Origin of the sequence: Pseudomonas sp. MWU349, assembly GCF_017947325.1 — a bacterium.
In the GTDB taxonomy this organism is placed as follows: Bacteria; Pseudomonadota; Gammaproteobacteria; order Pseudomonadales; family Pseudomonadaceae; genus Aquipseudomonas; species Aquipseudomonas protegens.
Genome location: NZ_JAFEVP010000002.1, coordinates 359194 through 377049 on the forward strand (window position 1 = coordinate 359194; position 17856 = coordinate 377049).

Here is a 17856-nt window from a genome sequence, read left to right on the forward strand (position 1 = left end):
TTCAGGCCAGGCCGCTTATCAGAAAGCGTAGTTGGCCGACAGGTAGGTCTGGGCGCTGCTGGTAAGGCTCAGCGAACCCTGCTTGCTGCCACCGCGCTCGCTCATCTCGGTCCCGGCATTGCTGCGCAGGTAACGGTAGCCGAGCTCCACCGAGGTGTTCTGTGAAACCTGTTGCAGGACACCGGCCTGTACGCCCACCGCGTAGCCAATGTCGCTGTCACGACTGAAGCCCGGCGACTCCTGAGTCAGCTTGGTCAGACCGGCCGTGCCGCCGCCAAAGAGTTTGGTGCTGCTGGTCACCGGCAGGAACATATCGTAGCTGCCCAGCAGGTTCTGCTGGCGCAGTTTAATGCCGTTGTGGGAGCCAGACACATAATCGTAGGTAGCGTAGTAACGACCCTGGTCATTCTGTTGACCGGCGCGTATGCCCCAGGTGTTGTCCTTGCCGATCACGCCATCGGCGTTCGGGTGGCCCAGGTTGCTGTTGAGCTGGCTGGACTTGTTGATCTTGTCGCTGGTCTGGCCAAAGGACAACCCAACGAAGTTGCTGTCAGCGGCTTGGGCGGCGGCGCTGGCGCCGAAGACGGTAAAGGCCAGGAACAGTTTTTTCAATGAAGTCATAGGAAGTTTCCTTTGCGCTATTGGCTTTTTGGGTACGGGGCTAGAGTAAACAGCCCGCCCTGAACTCCCCCTGAACACACCCTTAACCTCGCCTGAACCAGATCGACTAGGCTGTGCTGACACCTTTTCAACCGGAGTTCCCCTTATGCGCATGCTCGTCGCATTGGTCCTGTTAACCCTCGGCAGCCTCAGCCAGGCCGCCATCAAGACTCAGGAAATTCCCTATCGCAGCACCGACGGCACTCAGTTGATCGGCTACTACGCCTACGACGACGCCCTACAAGGCCCGCGCCCGGGCATCGTGGTGGTGCATGAGTGGTGGGGCCTCAACGACTACGCCAAGCGTCGGGCCCGGGACCTTGCCGCCCTTGGCTACAGCGCCCTGGCCATCGACATGTACGGCCAGGGCAAGCACACCGAACACCCGGCGGACGCCATGGCCTTCATGCAGGCCGCGCTGAAGGACAGTGCCGCTGCCAGTGCACGCTTCAACGCCGGCCTTGAGCTGTTGAAACAGCAACCGCAGACCGATCCGCAGAAACTCGCCGCCATCGGCTACTGCTTTGGCGGCAAGATCGTCCTCGACGCCGCGCGCCAGGGCCTGCCCCTGGCCGGCGTAGTGAGTTTCCACGGTGCCCTGGCCACCGCCACACCGGCAACCCCCGGCAGCGTCAAGGCCAAGATCCTGGTGGAACATGGGGCCCAGGACAGCATGGTAACGGCGGACAACGTCACCACCTTCAAGGCGGAAATGGACAAGGCCGGCGCCGACTACCGCTTCGTCAGCCTGGAGGGAGCCAAGCACGGCTTCAGCAATCCCGATGCCGACCGCCTGAGCCATGGCGAACATGGCGGGCCGGACATCGGCTACAACAAGGCCGCCGATGAGCGTTCCTGGGCCGACATGCAGGCATTCTTCAAAAAGCTGTTTGGCTAGCCGCCGTACCTGGGTTGCCGTCAGTGCGCTGCGGCAACCCTTTGCGCTTCACCCGACTACCCTCCAACGCAGCAACCCGGCACACTAGCGGCCATGAATGCTCTCCCCCCACTCCCCGCTTGCTGCACCCCACTGGACGCCGCCTGGCCGCTGCCGAACGTCCTGCCCCAAGCCCTCTGGCTGAGTACCCGGTTCGATCCCGGGCAACTTGCCGCGGATGATTTTCAGCGCAGCGGCATCGAGGCTCCGCCGAGCATCCAGCGTTCGGTGGCCAAGCGTCAGGCCGAATTTCTCGCTGGACGACTGTGTGCCCGGGCCGCCTTGCAGCAACTGCAACGACTGGACTGGGTACCGCCCATTGGCGATGACCGGGCGCCGATCTGGCCCGAACACATCTGCGGTTCGATCACCCACAGCAGCGGGCGCGCCGCAGCCATCGTCGCCGACAAACGACACTGGCGCGGCCTGGGAATGGACCTGGAACACCTGCTCAGTGAAGAGCGTGCGGCCAAACTGGCAGAGCAGATCCTGACCCCGGCCGAACTGCAGCGCCGCGACCAGTTGCCGTCCGAGCTGCAGGCACTGGCGGTAACCCTGACCTTCTCGATCAAGGAAAGCCTGTTCAAGGCCCTGTACCCGCTGGTGCACAAGCGCTTCTATTTCGAACACGCCGAAGTCCTGGAATGGTCTGCCGAAGGGCCGGTGCGGATGCGCCTGCTGACCGATCTGTCCGAGGAATGGCAGCACGGCCGCGAACTGCAAGGGCAGTTCGCCGTGCAAGATGATCATCTGCTGAGCCTGGTGGCCATCAAGGCCTGAACCGGGGCCGCCCTCAGCGGGGTTCCTGATGCCGTGGCCAGCTCAGGCTGAAGCAGGCACCGCCCAGGTTCTTGCTCTTGCTGATCAGGGCGCGGCCCTCGTGCCAATGGATGATCCGCCGCACAATCGACAGCCCCAGCCCATGCCCGCCGGAGGCCCGGGTGCGGCTGTCATCCAGGCGCAGGAATGGGGTGAAGATCTTTTCCCAGGCATGTTCCGGCACGCCGGGGCCGTCATCTTCCACATCCACCCGGCAGCGCAACTGCCCTACCTGATAACTGACCGTCACCTGGGATTCGGCATGACGCATGGCGTTGCCCACCAGGTTCTGCAAGGCCCGGTGCAGGTAGCGCGGCTCGGCCTCGACCCACGCACCGTCACACTCGGCGGCAGACAGGCACAGGCCACGCCGGACCTTGAGATTGGCCCGCAGCGGCGCCAGTTCGCTGATCACCTGGTTGATCAGCGCATCCAGGTCGATACGCTGGAAATTCAGGGCCGGCGAGCCCTGCTCCAGGCGGGCGTAGGTCAGCATTTCGTCCACCAGCCGGTCGAGGTCCTGAATGTCGTTGTCCATGCCGTCCAGGTACTTCTGCCGGGCCTGATCGGTGCTCGCCGAAGCAATCATCTCCAGGCCGAAACGCAGCCGCGCCACGGGTGTGCGCAACTCATGGGACACCGCACGTACCAGCTCACGCTGAATCGCCAACAGGCGCTGCAGGTGCTCGGCCATGCCATTGAAGGCCGCCGCCAGGCGCCCCACCGAGTCCGCGCCACGGGCCGGTACGCGGGTCTCCAGGCTGCCCTTGGCGATCCGCGTGGCCGCCGATTCCAGGCCGCTGAGGCGCCGCTCCAGCTGGCGCACCAGGAGATAGACGATCAGGCCGATCAGGCTCAGCCCCAGCACGGCAATCAGCACCAGCCACTGCGGTGGATAGGGATTCATCTGATACAGCGGGCCGATCTCCAGCACCCAGGGCGTGCCCACCAGGCCGGCGAAGACCCGGATCGAATCGCCCCCCTTGCCCAGGGCCATCACCGTGTCGCCCTCGGCCACCCGGCGCCGCTGATCCTCGTCCATGTCGGCAGCGTCCAGGGTCGACAACTGCATATCGAAGCCAAATCCCTTGGCTTCCTTGAGTGCTGCCAGGCGCTGCGGTTGCTCTGCCACCGGATAACGCACCAGCTCATCCGCCAGTAGATAGATAGTGGCCCGGGCCAACTGCTCGCTGATCTGCTGGACCTCGGCACTGAGCAGCAGCTGTTCCTTCTCGCTGACCAGGCGATAGACCCGGGCGGCGAAGGGGCCGGTCTGTTCCACCAACGCCTGGCCACGCAGCACCCGACCGCGCTGACTACTGTCCAGCTCGGTCTGGCTGAAGGTCTTGAGACTCAGGGGAATGCCCAGCAGACGCTCCCACACCGCCAGCGCCCGGCGGCGCTCGATCTCGCTCATCGGCTGCAGGTTGTCCGCCATCAGCGAAAAAGTACCGTGGGCCAGCCGCTCGCGGTACTGCTCGCTGCGCACCTGGTTCAACAGATGCAGGGCCAGGACCCCAAGCAACGCCACGAGGATCAGCGCGGCGCACATACCGCCGTAGATCCGCAGGAAGATCGAGTTCACGAGCGCATGTCGGCGGCAGCTTCGGGGACGAACAGATAACCCTTGCTGCGAATGGTCTTGATCAGCCGCGGGTGCTCCGGATCGTCACCGATCTTCGGGCGGATGCGCGAGATCCGCACATCGATGGAACGGTCCTGGCCGTCATAGCCGATGCCGCGCAGGGCGGTGAAGATTTCTTCCCGGGACAGGATCCGCCCGGCATTGGCCACCAGCAGCCACAGCAGGTCGAACTCGGCACTGGTCAATTCGATCCCGGCATCGCTCAGCCAGGCCTCGCGCAGGGCATTGTCCACCACCAGCGGGCCGAACTGCAGGCGGCGGGTTTTCTCCACCGCCGCCTCCGGCGCTTCGCTGCGGCGCAGCAGGGCCTGGATGCGCGCCAGCAGCAACCGCGGGCGCACCGGCTTGCAGACATAGTCGTCGGCGCCCAGGTCCAGGCCCATGATCTGGTCCATGTCATCGGTGCGGGCGGTGAGCATGAGGATCACTCCGTCATAACGATCCCGAACCTTGCGGCAGATGCTCAGGCCGTCTTCGCCGGGCAGCATCAGGTCGAGGATCACCAGATCCGGCTGCTCGGCAATGATGCTGGCCGCAGCCCGGGCGCCGTTGCCCTCGATCGCCACCTGCAAGCCATTGCTTTCGAGATATTCACGGGTCAACTCAGCCAGACGCTGGTCATCCTCGACAATCAGTACCTGCCAGGCTTCCTGTTCCACACACGACCTCTTCTTGTTCTATCGCCAGTCCACCTTGAGCAGTAAAGCCCCCGTTTTTCTGTCATGAAAAAGGCGGATAACACCCTCTGGGAAAGGTGGCTGGTTTGTCATGGGAAAGGCCGGGAACCCCCGGTCGATCGCTGCCGATTGTAGCAACCGGCACAGGCGCCGACACAAGCGGCTAAAACGACTCGGTCAGGGCGTTTTTTTGTGATAGGGTTCGCGCCCGCAAAAATCCGCCCAAGGCAATTTTCGACGGTAAAGAACAGTGACAAACGGTTCCATGCACTGGGGCTGCGGGCTGCGTGAGTTTTACCCAGTCCATGCACAATTTACGCACAACCTTATCCACAGGCAGTACGTTGCAATCAGCCCCCCAAACGCATTATCTTGTAGCCCAGCGGCTAAAAATCCCTATATCTAGGGTTTTGCGCAAAAAACCAAACACAATTCAGCCAAGAAACTCAAGCCCTTTTCTTGCCCCGTTTGGTGGAACCAATCGCTGTTTCAGAAGACCAAGACCGCGCGTGCGGATGGCATCGTTTTCCACCCTGTCCAGGAGAAAGCGGTACGGGTGTTGCAGCAACAAGACTGTCACCCACCAGGAATAAGGTGCCGAGCCCCGGCTCGGCACCCATGACTTCGGCATGGAAGCGGCGCCCATAGCCCCCTTCCTGAACTGTCCCGAAGTCGTTATGCCCGGCCTCTGCCGGCTGTAGTGCTTCAGGACGGAACGGTGGGCACCCAAACGGTGCCCAAACAAACATAGAGAACGTGGAGACACCCATGCAAACCGACACAACTCGCGAGAACTCGCAGGCCAATGCGCCGCAGGCCGCCGATTCCACTCAGGATCTGTCTGCTACCGCACCTGGCCAATTGCGCGTGATCAAGCGTAACGGCACTGTCGTTCCTTATACCGATGACAAGATCACCGTCGCGATCACCAAAGCGTTCCTCGCAGTTGAAGGCGGCACCGCCGCTGCCTCGTCGCGAATCCACGACACCGTGGCGCGCCTGACCGAACAGGTCACCGCAACCTTCAAGCGTCGCATGCCTTCGGGCGGCACCATCCACATCGAAGAGATCCAGGACCAGGTCGAACTGGCCCTGATGCGCGCCGGCGAGCAGAAAGTCGCCCGCGACTACGTGATCTACCGTGACTCCCGCGCCAAGGAACGGGCTACCCGCTCCACCAGCGAAGAGCCGGTACAAGCCCACCCTTCCATCCGCATCACCCGCGCCGATGGCAGCTTCGCCCCCCTGGACATGGGCCGCCTGAACACCATCGTCAGCGAAGCCTGCGAAGGCCTGGAAGAAGTCGACGGCGACCTGATCCAGCGCGAAACCCTGAAGAACCTCTACGACGGCGTGGCACTCAAGGACGTCAACACCGCCCTGGTGATGACCGCCCGCACCCTGGTCGAGCGCGAGCCGAACTACTCGTTCGTGACTGCCCGCCTGCTGATGGACACCCTGCGTGCCGAAGGCCTGGGCTTCCTCGAAGTCGCTGAAAGCGCCACCCACCACGAAATGGCCGACCTGTACGCCAAGGCGCTGCCGGCCTACGTCGCCAAGGGTATCGAGTTCGAATTGCTGAACCCGGTACTGGCTGAGTTCGATCTGGAAAAACTCGGCAAGGCGATCAACCACGAGCGCGACCAGCAGTTCACCTACCTGGGCCTACAGACCCTGTACGACCGCTACTTCATCCACAAGGATGGCGTGCGTTTCGAACTGCCACAGATCTTCTTCATGCGCGTGGCCATGGGCCTGGCGATCGAAGAGAAACAGCGTGAAGACCGCGCCATCGAGTTCTACAACCTGTTGTCGTCCTTCGACTACATGGCGTCGACCCCGACCCTGTTCAACGCCGGCACCCTGCGTCCACAGCTGTCGAGCTGCTACCTGACCACCGTTCCGGACGACCTGTCGGGCATCTACGGCGCCATCCACGACAACGCCATGCTGTCGAAATTCGCCGGCGGCCTGGGCAACGACTGGACTCCGGTGCGTGCACTGGGCTCCTACATCAAGGGCACCAACGGCAAATCCCAGGGCGTCGTGCCTTTCCTGAAAGTGGTCAACGACACCGCGGTAGCCGTGAACCAGGGTGGCAAGCGCAAGGGCGCTGTGTGTGCCTACCTGGAAACCTGGCACATGGACATCGAAGAGTTCATCGAGCTGCGCAAGAACACCGGTGATGACCGCCGTCGTACCCACGACATGAACACCGCCAACTGGATCCCGGACCTGTTCATGAAGCGCGTCTTCGACGACGGCAAGTGGACCCTGTTCTCGCCATCGGAAGTGCCGGACCTGCACGACCTGACCGGCAAGGCCTTCGAAGAGCGCTACGAGTACTACGAAGCCCTGACCGAGTACAACAAGATCAAACTGTTCAAGACCGTCCAGGCCAAAGACCTGTGGCGCAAGATGCTGTCCATGCTCTTCGAAACCGGCCACCCATGGCTGACCTTCAAGGACCCGTGCAACCTGCGCAGCCCGCAGCAGCATGTAGGCGTGGTCCACAGCTCGAACCTGTGCACCGAGATCACCCTGAACACCAACAAGGACGAGATCGCAGTCTGCAACCTGGGCTCGATCAACCTGCCGAACCACATCGTCGACGGCAAGCTGGATACCGCCAAACTGCAACGCACCGTGAACACTGCCGTGCGCATGCTCGACAACGTGATCGACATCAACTACTACTCGGTGCCACAGGCGAAGAACTCCAACTTCAAGCACCGTCCGGTCGGCCTGGGCATCATGGGCTTCCAGGATGCGCTGTACCTGCAGCACATCGCCTACGGTTCCGACGCAGCCGTCGAGTTCGCCGACAAGTCCATGGAAGCGGTCAGCTACTACGCAATCCAGGCTTCCTGCGACCTGGCCGACGAGCGCGGTGCCTATGAGACCTTCCAGGGTTCGCTGTGGTCCAAGGGCATCCTGCCGCTGGATTCGCAACAGATCCTGATCGAAGCCCGTGGCCAGAAGTACATCGATGTGGACCTCACCGAATCCCTGGACTGGGCACCGGTTCGCGCCCGTGTACAGAAAGGCATTCGTAACTCCAACATCATGGCCATCGCACCGACCGCCACCATCGCCAACATCACCGGCGTGTCGCAGTCGATCGAACCGACCTATCAGAACCTCTATGTGAAATCCAACCTGTCGGGCGAATTCACCGTGATCAACCCGTACCTGGTTCGCGACCTGAAGGCTCGCGGCCTGTGGGACTCGGTGATGATCAACGACCTGAAGTACTACGACGGTTCGGTACAGCAGATCGAACGCATCCCGCAGGAGCTCAAGGAGCTCTACGCGACTGCCTTCGAAGTGGAAACCAAGTGGATCGTCGACGCCGCCAGCCGTCGCCAGAAGTGGATCGACCAGGCTCAGTCGCTGAACCTGTACATCGCCGGCGCTTCGGGCAAGAAGCTGGACGTGACCTACCGCATGGCTTGGTACCGTGGCCTGAAAACCACCTACTACCTCCGCGCCCTGGCCGCTACCAGCACCGAGAAGTCCACCATCAACACCGGCAAGCTGAACGCTGTTTCCAGCGGCGGCAACCACGGTGACGACTCGGTCCTCGCCGCTCCCGCCGGTCCAGCTCCAGTGCCGAAGGCTTGCGCCATCGACGAGCCGGATTGCGAAGCTTGCCAATAAGCTGAGCCGACAAGTGCCTGCGGGCACTTGCCACAACCCCCGATAGACCTCCGGTTTATCGGGGGTTTTCTTTTGCCCGCAACATAGCTGCAGGAAGCGGCTTGCCGGCGAACAGCTCCGAAGCCTTGCACTGCTTCAGAGAGCGCCTTCGCTGGCAAGCCAGCTTCTACGGCAGAGGCTCCTGCAGGGTAAACAGCGCCATCGAACAGGCACAAAAAAGCCCCTCGAGGAGGGGCTTTTCGTACAGCGTTTCAGCCAACCCGCATCAGGTCATCTGGATGATGGTCTGCATGATGGTGCTCTGGGTGGAGATGGTCTTGGCGTTCGCCTGATAGTTGCTCTGGGCCTTGATCAGGTTTACCAGTTCGTTGGTCAGGTTGACGTTGGACTCTTCCAGGGAGTTGGACTGAATCGCCCCCAGGGTGCCGGTCTTCGGCGCGTCATAACCAGGAATACCGGACGCGTAAGTCTCTTTCCACTGAGTGCCGCCTACTGGCTGCAGGCCCTGCTCGTTGGTGAAGCTGGCCAGGGAAATCTGACCGATCGGCTTGGTCTGCTCGTTGCTGAAGTTGGCCAGCATCACGCCAGTGCCGTCGATGGTCAAGCTGGAGATCTGGCCAGTGGAGTAGCCGTTCTGCGCGATCACCGAGCGGGTGCTTTCGCCAAACACCGAACCGGTTTTGGTCATGTCGATGCTGACACCGTTAGGTGCGGCCTTGGCGCCATTGGGAGTGAACACGCCGTTAGTGACGGTACCCGGAGTCCAGGCTGCGGCCGACATGACAATGTTGTTACCTGTCACGGTGAACTGGCTGGAGCTTGCCGGAGTTGGAGCCACAACAGACTGCAACTTGCCCGACGAGTCGAAGGTGATGGTGATCGGCGACTGGTTGGCCATGCTGAACGCGGTGCCGTCAGGGTTGCGACCATCGATCAGGGTGTAGGTCTGCCATTCGTTAGCATTCGGCGTCTTGATCATGTACTGATCCATGACGTGCTTGTTGCCCTGGGTGTCATACACAGGCGTGCTGAACTGCTTGGTGTAGGTGGTGTTGTCGGTCGGATTGAACACGTAGGCCGGGGAGGTCGAGCCGACATTGATCGGATCAGAGTCGGAGTTCAGGTTGATCGTCGAGGAGATCGAGTCGGTTGGCTTGGGCGCCAGGTTCGAAGTATCAATCCGCAGGTCGGTCAGCACACCATTGATGATCTTGCCGTTGGCATCGACCGCATAACCTTGCAGGCGGGCAGTGCCGTCGCTGTTGGTGATGTAGCCTTCCTTGTCGGTCTTGAAGGTACCGGCACGGGTGTAGGTCAGGGAACCGTTGGTGCTCAGCACGAAGAAGCCCTGGCCCTGGATGCCCATGTCCAGCACATTACCGGTGTTGTTGATATCACCGTTGGTGAACTGCTGGGAAACGTTGGCCAGGCGCACACCGTTACCAATCACCTGGGTGCCGCTGCCCAGCTTGGTGGCCGAATAGACGTCGGCGAATTCCGCACGGGAGGATTTGAAGCCGGTGGTAGCGACGTTGGCGATGTTGTTGCCGGTAACGTCCAGCTGTTTGTTGGCAGCGTAGAGACCGCTAAGGCCGATATTGAAAGACATATTCCACTCCTTGTGCCGGTTAGTCGGCTCTAGATACCAATGGTTTGTACTTTGGACAGGGCAATCGGGCTGCTCATGCCAGCGAGGTTCAACATCAACTCGCCGCCGGTCTGGCTAATGGTCACGCTATTGACCGTGGCCGGCAGGTAGGTGATCAGATCAGTGCCCTTGCCATCGATGGTGGTGCTGGCCTTGAAGGTGTAGTTGCCCGGATCCGCCTTGGTGCCGTCGGTCTTGGTACCGTCCCAGACAAAGCTGGCGTTGCCGGCCTTCTGGCTGCCCATGTCAATGGTCTTGACGGTATTGCCGTCCTTGTCGGTGACGGTCACGGTGACCGAGTTCACGCTCGATGGCACGGTGACCGAACCGGTCATGCTCTTGCTGGTGTCGACCTGGGTGGTGCCGGTCTGCACGATGACCGAGCGCCCCACCAGGGACGAAGCCTGCAAGGCCTGGGAAGACTTGTAGTTACCCGTGATCGCATTCACCGAGGAGTTGAGGGTGGTGATGCCTTCCAGGGTGGAGAACTGAGCCAACTGGGCAACGAACGCACTGTTGTCCTGCGGATCCAGCGGGTTCTGGTTGTTCAGCTGGGTTACCAGCAGCTTGAGGAAGGCGTCCTTGCCCAGGCTCTGTTTGCCGGTGGCGCTGTTGGTCGCCGCGGCCAGGCCGTCGGCGCTGGTATTGCTCGTCGTTTTCGACGAATTCGCCAGGATATCCTTGAGGGATGGGGCGTTGGTGGTATCAGTAACGCTCATGGTCTTCGCCCCTTATCACTGACCCAGGGTCAGGACCTTCTGCATCATGGTTTTGGCGGTGTTCATCATTTCCGCGTTGGTCTGGAACGAACGACTGGCAGAAATCATGTCGGCCATTTCTTCCACCACGTTGACGTTGGGGTAGTAGACATAACCCTTGGCATCAGCGGCGGGATGGTTCGGCTCGTAACGAGCTTCAAGGTTGCTCTGGTCTTCGACCACACCCAGCACCTGCACGCCCTGGCCGGCAGCGTCCTGGTTCTGGAACAGCGAGTCGCTGCCGCCGCTTTGCGCACCCTGGAACATGGTGGCAAACACCGGGTGACGAGCGCGGTAGGTCTGGTCGATGCTCGACGAGACGCTCTCGGCGTTGGCGATGTTACTGGCAACGGTGTTCAGACGGGTGGTCTGGGCGCTCATGCCACTACCGGCAATATTGAAAACACTGGCGAGGGACATGGATTACTCTCCGCGCAGGGCTGCTACCAGCCCTTTGAATTTGCTGTTGAGCAGCGTGAAGCTGGCCTGGAAATCCACCGAGTTCTGCGCGTAGCTCGATTGCTCCAGCTGGGCGTCCACGGTGTTCTGGTCGATCGAAGGCTGCATCGGGGTGCGATACAGCAGCGATTCATCACCACTGCTCAAGCCCTGGGCTTCGATATGCCGGTTGTTGGTCATGTTCAACGCGAAGGTACCGTTCTGGGCCTTCTGATTCTGCTCGGCCAGCACGGCCGAGAAGTCCAGGTCCCGAGCCTTGTAGTTCGGGGTATCGGCGTTGGCGATGTTGTTGGCCAGAACTTCGGCACGCTTGGCGCGAAAGCCAAGGGCCTGTTCGTGAATACCGAGCGCTTTATCGAAGCTGATGCTCATGGCGGAAACCTTTGGGTGACCTGATTTTTCGTAACTTGGATATAGCAAGCTACGTGCCAAGTCATCAAACCCCGTATTTCAAGGGTTTGCCGTCGACGGCAAGACGGCAATGCCAGAAAAGCGGCAACGGATTTCCGCGAAACGCCGGCAAAGCGGCAATCGCCCTGCCGCTTTCAGCCGTGCGCGCCAGATAATGGCAGGCACAAAAAAGGAGGCCCAATGGCCTCCTTTTTAGGTGCGACGATCTGCTGGCTACTTGGCCTGGTAGATGATGCCCGGACTGCATTGCACCATCTGATAATGATCCGGCAGGCCATTGAGGGCTTCGGAAGCTCCCAGGAACAGGTAGCCACCAGGCTTCAGGGTACTGTGAATGCGCATCAGGATGTCCTTCTTGACCTCCGCCGAGAAGTAGATCAACACATTGCGACAGAACACGATGTCGAACTTGCCAAGGCTGGCGTAGCTGTCCAGCAGGTTGAACGAGCGAAACTCCACGCGGCTCTTGATCGGCGCCTTGACGACCCAGCGCCCCGGGCCCTTGGGGTCGAAGTAACGCTGCAGGCGCTCCGCCGACAGGCCACGCCCAATGGCCAGGCTGTCATATTCACCGGTCTTGCAGTTGTTGAGCATGGTCCCGGACAGATCGGTGGCAACAATCTGCACCCCCATCTTTAACTGCCCCATGTTGCTCCGCTCGAACTCATCGATGGACATCGACAGCGAGTAGGGCTCCTGCCCCGACGAACAGGCCGCCGACCAGATGCGCAAGCGCTGGTTGGGGCTGGCCTTGATGGCTTCGGGAAGCACCTTGTTCTTCAACACCTCGAATGGATAGGTGTCGCGAAACCACAAGGTTTCGTTGGTCGTCATCGCATCCACGACCATCTCGCGCAAACCACTGCGGGGCTGAGTCTGAATCCGCTGGACCAGCTCACCCAGCGTTTTTATCCCTTGCTGCTCCATCAGTTTGTTGAGACGGCTCGAGACTAGATACTGCTTATTTTCCCCGAGCAAAATACCACAGGCTTTTTCCAGGAAGACCCGGAACTGTTCAAAATCCAAATTACCCGTAGACAATGCTGCCGCCTCTTAAATCTTATGTCCGCCAGGGCCAGTGCCCTTAGCTGTGATCTGCTGCTTTGATCCGGTCGACTACCCGGGATGCCAGGTCATCAGGGCGGAACTTGGCAAGGAAGTCATCGGCACCGACCTTCTTCACCATCGCCTGATTGAACACCCCTGACAACGAAGTATGCAGGATGATATGCAGCTTTTGCATGCGTGGATCATTACGTATCTCGGCCGTGAGGGTGTAACCGTCCATTTCGGGCATCTCGATGTCGGAAATCATCATGAGGAATTCCTCTTCCGGCTTCTTGCCCTCGTCCACCAGCTTGCGCAGGTAATCCAGCGCTTGCCGGCCATCATTCAATGCCACTACCTCGACACCCACGGTTTGCAGGCACCGGGTGACCTGCTTGCGCGCCACCGACGAGTCGTCGACGGTCAGCACCCGCAGGGAAACAGCCTTGTGCTGGGTTTCGACATCCACCACTCCTGCCGAAATCGCCTCCGAGGTGGGCGCGACTTCCGCCAGGATCTTCTCCACGTCGATGATTTCCACCAACTGGTTGTCCACCCGAGTAACCGCCGTCAGATAGTGATCGCGTCCGGTCCCCTTGGGTGGCGGATGGATCTCTTCCCAGTTCATGTTGACGATGCGTTCCACCGAGCGCACCAGGAAACCCTGGGTCTTGGTGTTGTACTCAGTGATGATGACGAACGGATTGCTCTGGTCCTGCAGGCCACCAGAACCCGTAGCCATTGCCAGATCCAGGATCGGAATGGTCGCCCCTCGTATATTCGCGACACCGCACACCACAGGACTGGATTTGGGCATCAGGGTCAGCTTAGGGCATTGCAGCACCTCGCGAACCTTGAATACGTTGATCCCGTAGAGCTGCCCACCGTCCAGACGGAACAGCAACAACTCTAGTCGATTCTGCCCAACCAACTGCGTGCGCTGGTTCACCGAATCCATTACACCAGCCATGCCCAGACTCCCCAAAGCTTTAAGATCCGACGCACGCTCATTGCTAAACGGCACGGCGCTTGCTTTTTAACTGTTATGAACGCCAAAACGACATTTTTCCGACGCCTGACATCCCGCTACCGCACTTTGCTGTGCGGGCTGTCGGCTCTGTGCATTTTAAACCCCGGCAACCCTGCCGTTGCTGATTCGGTCACCCTGCCTGATCTTCTTATCGGCGTCACTCAAGGGTTTCTTGAATTCACGGTAGAAGACTACCTGGCCACCAGTCAAACGGAAGGTCGCTATGAAATCCAGGTCAACCAGCTGGATCCGCGCATGCGCATGCCCAATTGCGACAAGGAATTGACAGCCAGCCTGGAAAGTCCGGCCCAACCGCTGGGGCGGGTCACCGTCAAAGTGCGCTGCGAAGGCGCCTCGCCGTGGACGGTATTCGTGCCGGCGCAGGTCAAACTGTTTCGCGAAGTGGTTACCACTGCACGCCCGCTCAAGCGCGCTGGCATCATCGAGCCGGAAGACGTGGTGCTTCGCGAACGAGACATCAGCCAGAACAATCAGGGTTACCTCACCTCGGTGGACCAAGCCATTGGCCAGAAACTTGTCCGACCAATGGTCGCCGACCAGCTCGTCACCCTGGCTCATCTGGAGCAGGCGGAAGTCGTGCGCAAGGGCGATCAAGTGGTGATATCGGCACGCAGCGGTACTTTGAATGTGCGAATGCCGGGCGAGGCGCTGTCCAACGGAGGCATGAGCGAACAGATCCGGGTCAAGAACCTCAATTCGCAACGGGTGATCAAGGCTCGTATCACGGCGCCTGGGCAAGTGGAAGTGGCCATGTAGATTGCTGGCGCTCAACCCGTGCGTTCCCTAAACTGTGGCCGATAGAGGGTCACAGATACCTGACTTGGTTTGTCGACAATCGAGCCTAAAGTTTTTCAGGGTATGGCCGAAAACATGGCAAGCGTCCAAATACCCAGAGGTTTACTTCATCATGGTCATCGACTTCAGCCGTTTAAACAGCTCCCCTTCACTGACAGGCAGTACGCGCACCAGCACCAGCAAGGAAACCGGTGATGCCGGCAAATCCGCGCCGCTGACAACCGCCGCCGAAACCAGCAAAAGCGGGGAATCGGTACACCTGAGCAATGAGGCTCAACAGTTGCAGAAAGTCACTGACAAGCTGCGCGATCAGCCTGCCGTCGACAAAGCCCGGGTGGCCGAGTTGAAGCAAGCGATTGCCGATGGCAGCTATAAGGTCGACAGCAACCGCGTAGCCAGCAAACTGCTTAACTTCGAAGCCCAGCGCTAGCCCCCAGGCTTGCGCCAGGCTTTTGGACGCTTAATCCCCAAGGCCAGCCATGCACGACACCAACCTACTGCAATTGATCAACGATGACCTTGCTCCAGCGCAACAGTTGCTGGAGCTGCTGCGCGCCGAGTCTATCGCCCTCCACGGCCGCGACATGCCGCTATTGGAAGATATCCTGGCGCAGAAACAAGCCTTGGTCATTTTGCTGGAACAGCATGGTCGTAAGCGCACGCAAATTCTTGCCAGCCTGAACCTGCCGACCAACCGCGAGGGGCTCGAGCAACTGGCCAGCCACTCCAGCCTGGGCGCGCAATTGCTCGAACAGAGCAATGTCCTGACCCAATTGCTTGCCGAGTGCCAAGCTGCCAACGAGCTCAATGGTCGCTCGATCCAGATCCAACAGGCCACCACCGCCAACCAGCTGAAAATCCTCAATGGTGGCGAACCTCCTGCTCTTTACGACGCCCGCGGCTCTACCTCAATGCTTGCGAAGCCACGCCCACTCAGTCAGGCTTAAACCCAAAAAATGAGCGCGCGCTACCAAGCCGTGAAACATGCTGGCAAAATGCTGGCTCCTGCGTGTAGTTGTATTTTGTCTGGAGATTGATGAACCGTGTTCAACGCCTCAAATGCGGAAGATACTCCGCAGCCACCCAAGGTGCTCACCACTGCGTTGGAGATCTCCTCCAACCTGCGGTTGCTGCAAGAGAGCCATGACCCGCTGATCATCACTTTCCACGAACGTAGCCAGCGCTTCCAAAGCTATCTGGTGGAAGTGGACCGCGATAGCAACATGATCGCCCTCGACGAAATGATCCCCCGCGACGGTGAACGCTTCCTGCTCGCAGGCGAGCCGTTTCGCGTAGAAGGCTTTCATGAAGGCGTACGCATCGCCTGGGAAAGCAACGGCTTGCCCACCCTCGACGAATCCAACGGTGGCCGCTGCTACCGCACCACCCTGCCGGACGAAGTGGTCTACCACCAGCGCCGCAACGCCTTTCGTGCTGCCCTCAAGCTGGCACAACTGGTAGACATCGAACTGAGCGGCGAGAAACTCAAGTCGCCCCTCACCGGCAAGCTGCTGGACATTTCCGCCACCGGATGCAAATTGCGTTTCGACGGCGATATTTCCTCACGCCTGCAACTGGGCCAGGTTTACGAGCGCTTTATCGCCGCCCTGCCCTTCGGCAGCATGACGGCCCCGGTGGAACTGCGTTATCTGCACCACGAAGAACGCATCGACACCACCTTTGCCGGCGTACGCTTCCACAACATGAGCGGCCTGGTACAGCGCCAGGTCGAACGCTTCGTCTATCAACTGCAGCGTGAAGCGCGGCGCTTCGATAAAGACGATCTCTGATTCAAAGGCATCAATGAAAACGGGCAGTGCCTTGCGGCAACTGCCCGTTTTTTTTGCGCCTAAGGCCTGGCCCCGCTGAGGTGCTCCCGGGCACATTCCTCTGCAGGCGGTTCGTCCACAGCCTGCGGGGTATCGGGTGCAGGCTCATCAGGCGCAGCTTCCGGCGCGGGCGCGCTCTGCATCTGGTCCTGAACCACCTGTTCGTCAACCCTCGGGTCCAGAGCCGCCACCAACGGCGAACTGGACATGCTGTCCGGCATCGCCACGTGATGCAGTGGCGCATCGTCGACCTGATGCAGATTGGTCACGGCCTTCGGCCGAATTCGCCAGACCAGCACCAGGGCAAAGAAACTGAAGAAGGCGTAGAGCATCTGGCTACCGAACAACTTCATCAGCACCCCCGCCGCCAACGGACCAATACTCGCCCCCACGCCATAGGTCACCAGCAGCATCGCCGTCAGCGAGACCCGCCGATCCCCTTCCACATGGTCATTGGAGAAGGCCACCGCCAGCGGATAGAGACAGAACTGCACCAGGGAACACAGGAAGCCCAGAACGAACAGGACCTCCAGCGGCACCGAAGGCAGGATCGCCAGGGGCAAGGCCACCACCGCCAGGAACAAGGCAAAACAGCGGATCAGCAGCGCCCGGTCATAGCGGTCGGACAGCCAGCCCAGCGGCCACTGCACCACCAGCCCGGCGAAAATGCAGCTACCCATGAACAGACCCACCTGCTCGGTACTCAAGCCCTGCTGCGAGGCATACAGCGGCGCCAGACCGTAGAACGAACCGACGATCAGCCCCGAACCCAATACCGTGCTCAGCGATTGCGGTACACGCTTGATGAAGAAGCGCGGCTCCATGGGTGCAGGGCGCAAAGGTGCCGGGTGAATGCGCCGGGTCATGGCCACCGGCACCAGGCACAGGGCAAAGCACAGCGCCACCAGCATCAGCAGCTCCAGGCCCAGGGCCGGGTGCATGACCAGTATCAACTGCCCCAGCACCAGGCCCAGGTAAGAGGCAATCATGTAGCCGCTGAACACCAGCCCGCGCTGCTTGGCGTCGGCCTGCTCATTGAGCCAGCTTTCGATGACCATGTACTGGCACATCATCCCCAGGCCCACGATCATCCGCAGCACCAGCCAGGCCGGCAGCCAGTCCACCAGGCCATGGCCCAGCACTGCTGCGCCGACAATCCCGGCACAAGTGGCGTAGGCGCGGATATGCCCGACCCGGGCAATCAGTCGGTGCCCCAGCTTGCCCCCCAAGACCAGGCCGAAATAGTTGGCCGCCATCAAGGCCCCCACCCACAGCCCGTCGACATGATCGGCGGCCAGGCGCAGGGCCAGATAAGTGCTGAGCAGGCCAGAGCCGATCAGCATCATCAGCGACGCGAAATAAAGCGCTCGAAAGGATTTCCAGATTTGGCGCATCGGCGTTCCGAGCGGCTCCTTGAATGAGGTATCGAGCCCCGGCAGACCAGGGCCCGACCAGCGACG

The 17856-nt window shown here is 60.4% G+C and carries 17 protein-coding genes; 7 read left to right on the plus strand and 10 right to left on the minus strand.

The window, feature by feature from the left end:
* Positions 1-18: 18 nt before the first annotated feature.
* Positions 19-621 carry an outer membrane beta-barrel protein gene (locus KCG88_RS08815; RefSeq protein WP_015636661.1) on the minus strand — a complete coding sequence of 201 codons (603 nt, stop codon included), beginning with the start codon at positions 619-621 and terminating at the stop codon, positions 19-21.
* Positions 622-766: 145 nt separating this feature from the next.
* Between KCG88_RS08815 and KCG88_RS08820 the strand changes: the two genes are divergently transcribed.
* Together KCG88_RS08820 and KCG88_RS08825 are read left to right on the plus strand one after the other, a co-directional pair.
* Entirely contained in the window at positions 767-1558 is a 792-nt protein-coding gene (locus tag KCG88_RS08820) for a dienelactone hydrolase family protein (protein WP_072442775.1), read from the plus strand.
* A 93-nt stretch (positions 1559-1651) separates the two neighbouring features.
* Complete coding sequence (locus tag KCG88_RS08825) at positions 1652-2377, plus strand: 4'-phosphopantetheinyl transferase superfamily protein (RefSeq protein WP_047337561.1); 726 nt, start codon at positions 1652-1654, stop codon at positions 2375-2377.
* A gap of 13 nt (positions 2378-2390) precedes the next feature.
* On the opposite strand, the gene KCG88_RS08830 is transcribed toward KCG88_RS08825, so the two are convergent.
* Both KCG88_RS08830 and KCG88_RS08835 read right to left on the minus strand, forming a co-directional pair.
* Entirely contained in the window at positions 2391-4001 is a 1611-nt protein-coding gene (locus KCG88_RS08830; RefSeq protein WP_047288510.1) for an ATP-binding protein, read from the minus strand.
* On the minus strand, positions 3998-4720 hold the full coding sequence (locus tag KCG88_RS08835) for a response regulator (protein ID WP_210712244.1): 723 nt from the start codon (positions 4718-4720) through the stop codon (positions 3998-4000). The genes KCG88_RS08830 and KCG88_RS08835 overlap by 4 nt, the downstream gene beginning before the upstream one ends.
* Before the next feature lie 786 nt (positions 4721-5506).
* On the opposite strand from KCG88_RS08835, the gene KCG88_RS08840 reads away from it, so the two are divergent.
* Positions 5507-8398, plus strand: a complete 2892-nt coding sequence (locus KCG88_RS08840) for a ribonucleoside-diphosphate reductase subunit alpha (protein ID WP_047288513.1) — start codon at positions 5507-5509, stop codon at positions 8396-8398.
* A gap of 265 nt (positions 8399-8663) precedes the next feature.
* On the opposite strand, the gene flgE is transcribed toward KCG88_RS08840, so the two are convergent.
* From flgE to KCG88_RS08870, 6 genes are all read right to left on the minus strand, one after another.
* Positions 8664-10007: a flagellar hook protein FlgE gene (flgE, locus tag KCG88_RS08845; RefSeq protein WP_047288514.1), complete on the minus strand. Its 1344-nt coding sequence runs from the start codon at positions 10005-10007 to the stop codon at positions 8664-8666.
* A 29-nt stretch (positions 10008-10036) separates the two neighbouring features.
* The gene (gene flgD / locus KCG88_RS08850; protein WP_011062741.1) at positions 10037-10765 is read right to left on the minus strand and encodes a flagellar hook assembly protein FlgD; all 729 of its coding nucleotides are present in this window, start codon (positions 10763-10765) and stop codon (positions 10037-10039) included.
* A gap of 15 nt (positions 10766-10780) precedes the next feature.
* Positions 10781-11224, minus strand: coding sequence for a flagellar basal body rod protein FlgC (gene flgC, locus KCG88_RS08855; protein ID WP_011062742.1), 444 nt, complete (start codon positions 11222-11224; stop codon positions 10781-10783).
* Positions 11225-11227: 3 nt separating this feature from the next.
* On the minus strand, positions 11228-11635 hold the full coding sequence (gene flgB / locus KCG88_RS08860) for a flagellar basal body rod protein FlgB (RefSeq protein ID WP_011062743.1): 408 nt from the start codon (positions 11633-11635) through the stop codon (positions 11228-11230).
* A 252-nt stretch (positions 11636-11887) separates the two neighbouring features.
* Positions 11888-12715: a protein-glutamate O-methyltransferase CheR gene (cheR, locus tag KCG88_RS08865; protein WP_011062744.1), complete on the minus strand. Its 828-nt coding sequence runs from the start codon at positions 12713-12715 to the stop codon at positions 11888-11890.
* A 43-nt stretch (positions 12716-12758) separates the two neighbouring features.
* Positions 12759-13691 (minus strand): chemotaxis protein CheV, encoded by a 933-nt coding sequence (locus tag KCG88_RS08870; protein ID WP_011062745.1) that lies wholly within the window; start codon positions 13689-13691, stop codon positions 12759-12761.
* Positions 13692-13766: 75 nt separating this feature from the next.
* On the opposite strand from KCG88_RS08870, the gene flgA reads away from it, so the two are divergent.
* The 4 genes from flgA (at position 13767) to KCG88_RS08890 (ending at position 16357) form a co-directional block, all read left to right on the plus strand.
* On the plus strand, positions 13767-14528 hold the full coding sequence (gene flgA, locus KCG88_RS08875) for a flagellar basal body P-ring formation chaperone FlgA (protein ID WP_047288517.1): 762 nt from the start codon (positions 13767-13769) through the stop codon (positions 14526-14528).
* A gap of 151 nt (positions 14529-14679) precedes the next feature.
* Entirely contained in the window at positions 14680-14997 is a 318-nt protein-coding gene (gene flgM / locus KCG88_RS08880) for a flagellar biosynthesis anti-sigma factor FlgM (protein WP_047288519.1), read from the plus strand.
* A gap of 49 nt (positions 14998-15046) precedes the next feature.
* Positions 15047-15514: a flagellar protein FlgN gene (locus KCG88_RS08885; RefSeq protein WP_047288521.1), complete on the plus strand. Its 468-nt coding sequence runs from the start codon at positions 15047-15049 to the stop codon at positions 15512-15514.
* Positions 15515-15610: 96 nt separating this feature from the next.
* On the plus strand, positions 15611-16357 hold the full coding sequence (locus tag KCG88_RS08890; RefSeq protein ID WP_047288522.1) for a flagellar brake protein: 747 nt from the start codon (positions 15611-15613) through the stop codon (positions 16355-16357).
* Positions 16358-16416: 59 nt separating this feature from the next.
* On the opposite strand, the gene KCG88_RS08895 is transcribed toward KCG88_RS08890, so the two are convergent.
* Positions 16417-17790 carry an MFS transporter gene (locus KCG88_RS08895; protein WP_210712245.1) on the minus strand — a complete coding sequence of 458 codons (1374 nt, stop codon included), beginning with the start codon at positions 17788-17790 and terminating at the stop codon, positions 16417-16419.
* Between the last annotated feature and the right edge of the window lie 66 nt (positions 17791-17856).

What these genes read in the sequence shown, in the direction of transcription:
- flgE (WP_047288514.1), bottom strand. Translation starts at nt 10,007, where the DNA reads ATGTCTTTCAATATCGGCCTTAGCGGTCTCTACGCTGCCAACAAACAG.
- KCG88_RS08820 (WP_072442775.1), top strand. Translation starts at nt 767, where the DNA reads ATGCGCATGCTCGTCGCATTGGTCCTGTTAACCCTCGGCAGCCTCAGC.
- KCG88_RS08840 (WP_047288513.1), top strand. Translation starts at nt 5,507, where the DNA reads ATGCAAACCGACACAACTCGCGAGAACTCGCAGGCCAATGCGCCGCAG.
- KCG88_RS08895 (WP_210712245.1), bottom strand. Translation starts at nt 17,790, where the DNA reads ATGCGCCAAATCTGGAAATCCTTTCGAGCGCTTTATTTCGCGTCGCTG.
- flgM (WP_047288519.1), top strand. Translation starts at nt 14,680, where the DNA reads ATGGTCATCGACTTCAGCCGTTTAAACAGCTCCCCTTCACTGACAGGC.
- flgC (WP_011062742.1), bottom strand. Translation starts at nt 11,224, where the DNA reads ATGTCCCTCGCCAGTGTTTTCAATATTGCCGGTAGTGGCATGAGCGCC.
- flgD (WP_011062741.1), bottom strand. Translation starts at nt 10,765, where the DNA reads ATGAGCGTTACTGATACCACCAACGCCCCATCCCTCAAGGATATCCTG.
- KCG88_RS08870 (WP_011062745.1), bottom strand. Translation starts at nt 13,691, where the DNA reads ATGGCTGGTGTAATGGATTCGGTGAACCAGCGCACGCAGTTGGTTGGG.
- flgB (WP_011062743.1), bottom strand. Translation starts at nt 11,635, where the DNA reads ATGAGCATCAGCTTCGATAAAGCGCTCGGTATTCACGAACAGGCCCTT.
- KCG88_RS08885 (WP_047288521.1), top strand. Translation starts at nt 15,047, where the DNA reads ATGCACGACACCAACCTACTGCAATTGATCAACGATGACCTTGCTCCA.
- KCG88_RS08825 (WP_047337561.1), top strand. Translation starts at nt 1,652, where the DNA reads ATGAATGCTCTCCCCCCACTCCCCGCTTGCTGCACCCCACTGGACGCC.
- KCG88_RS08815 (WP_015636661.1), bottom strand. Translation starts at nt 621, where the DNA reads ATGACTTCATTGAAAAAACTGTTCCTGGCCTTTACCGTCTTCGGCGCC.
- flgA (WP_047288517.1), top strand. Translation starts at nt 13,767, where the DNA reads ATGAACGCCAAAACGACATTTTTCCGACGCCTGACATCCCGCTACCGC.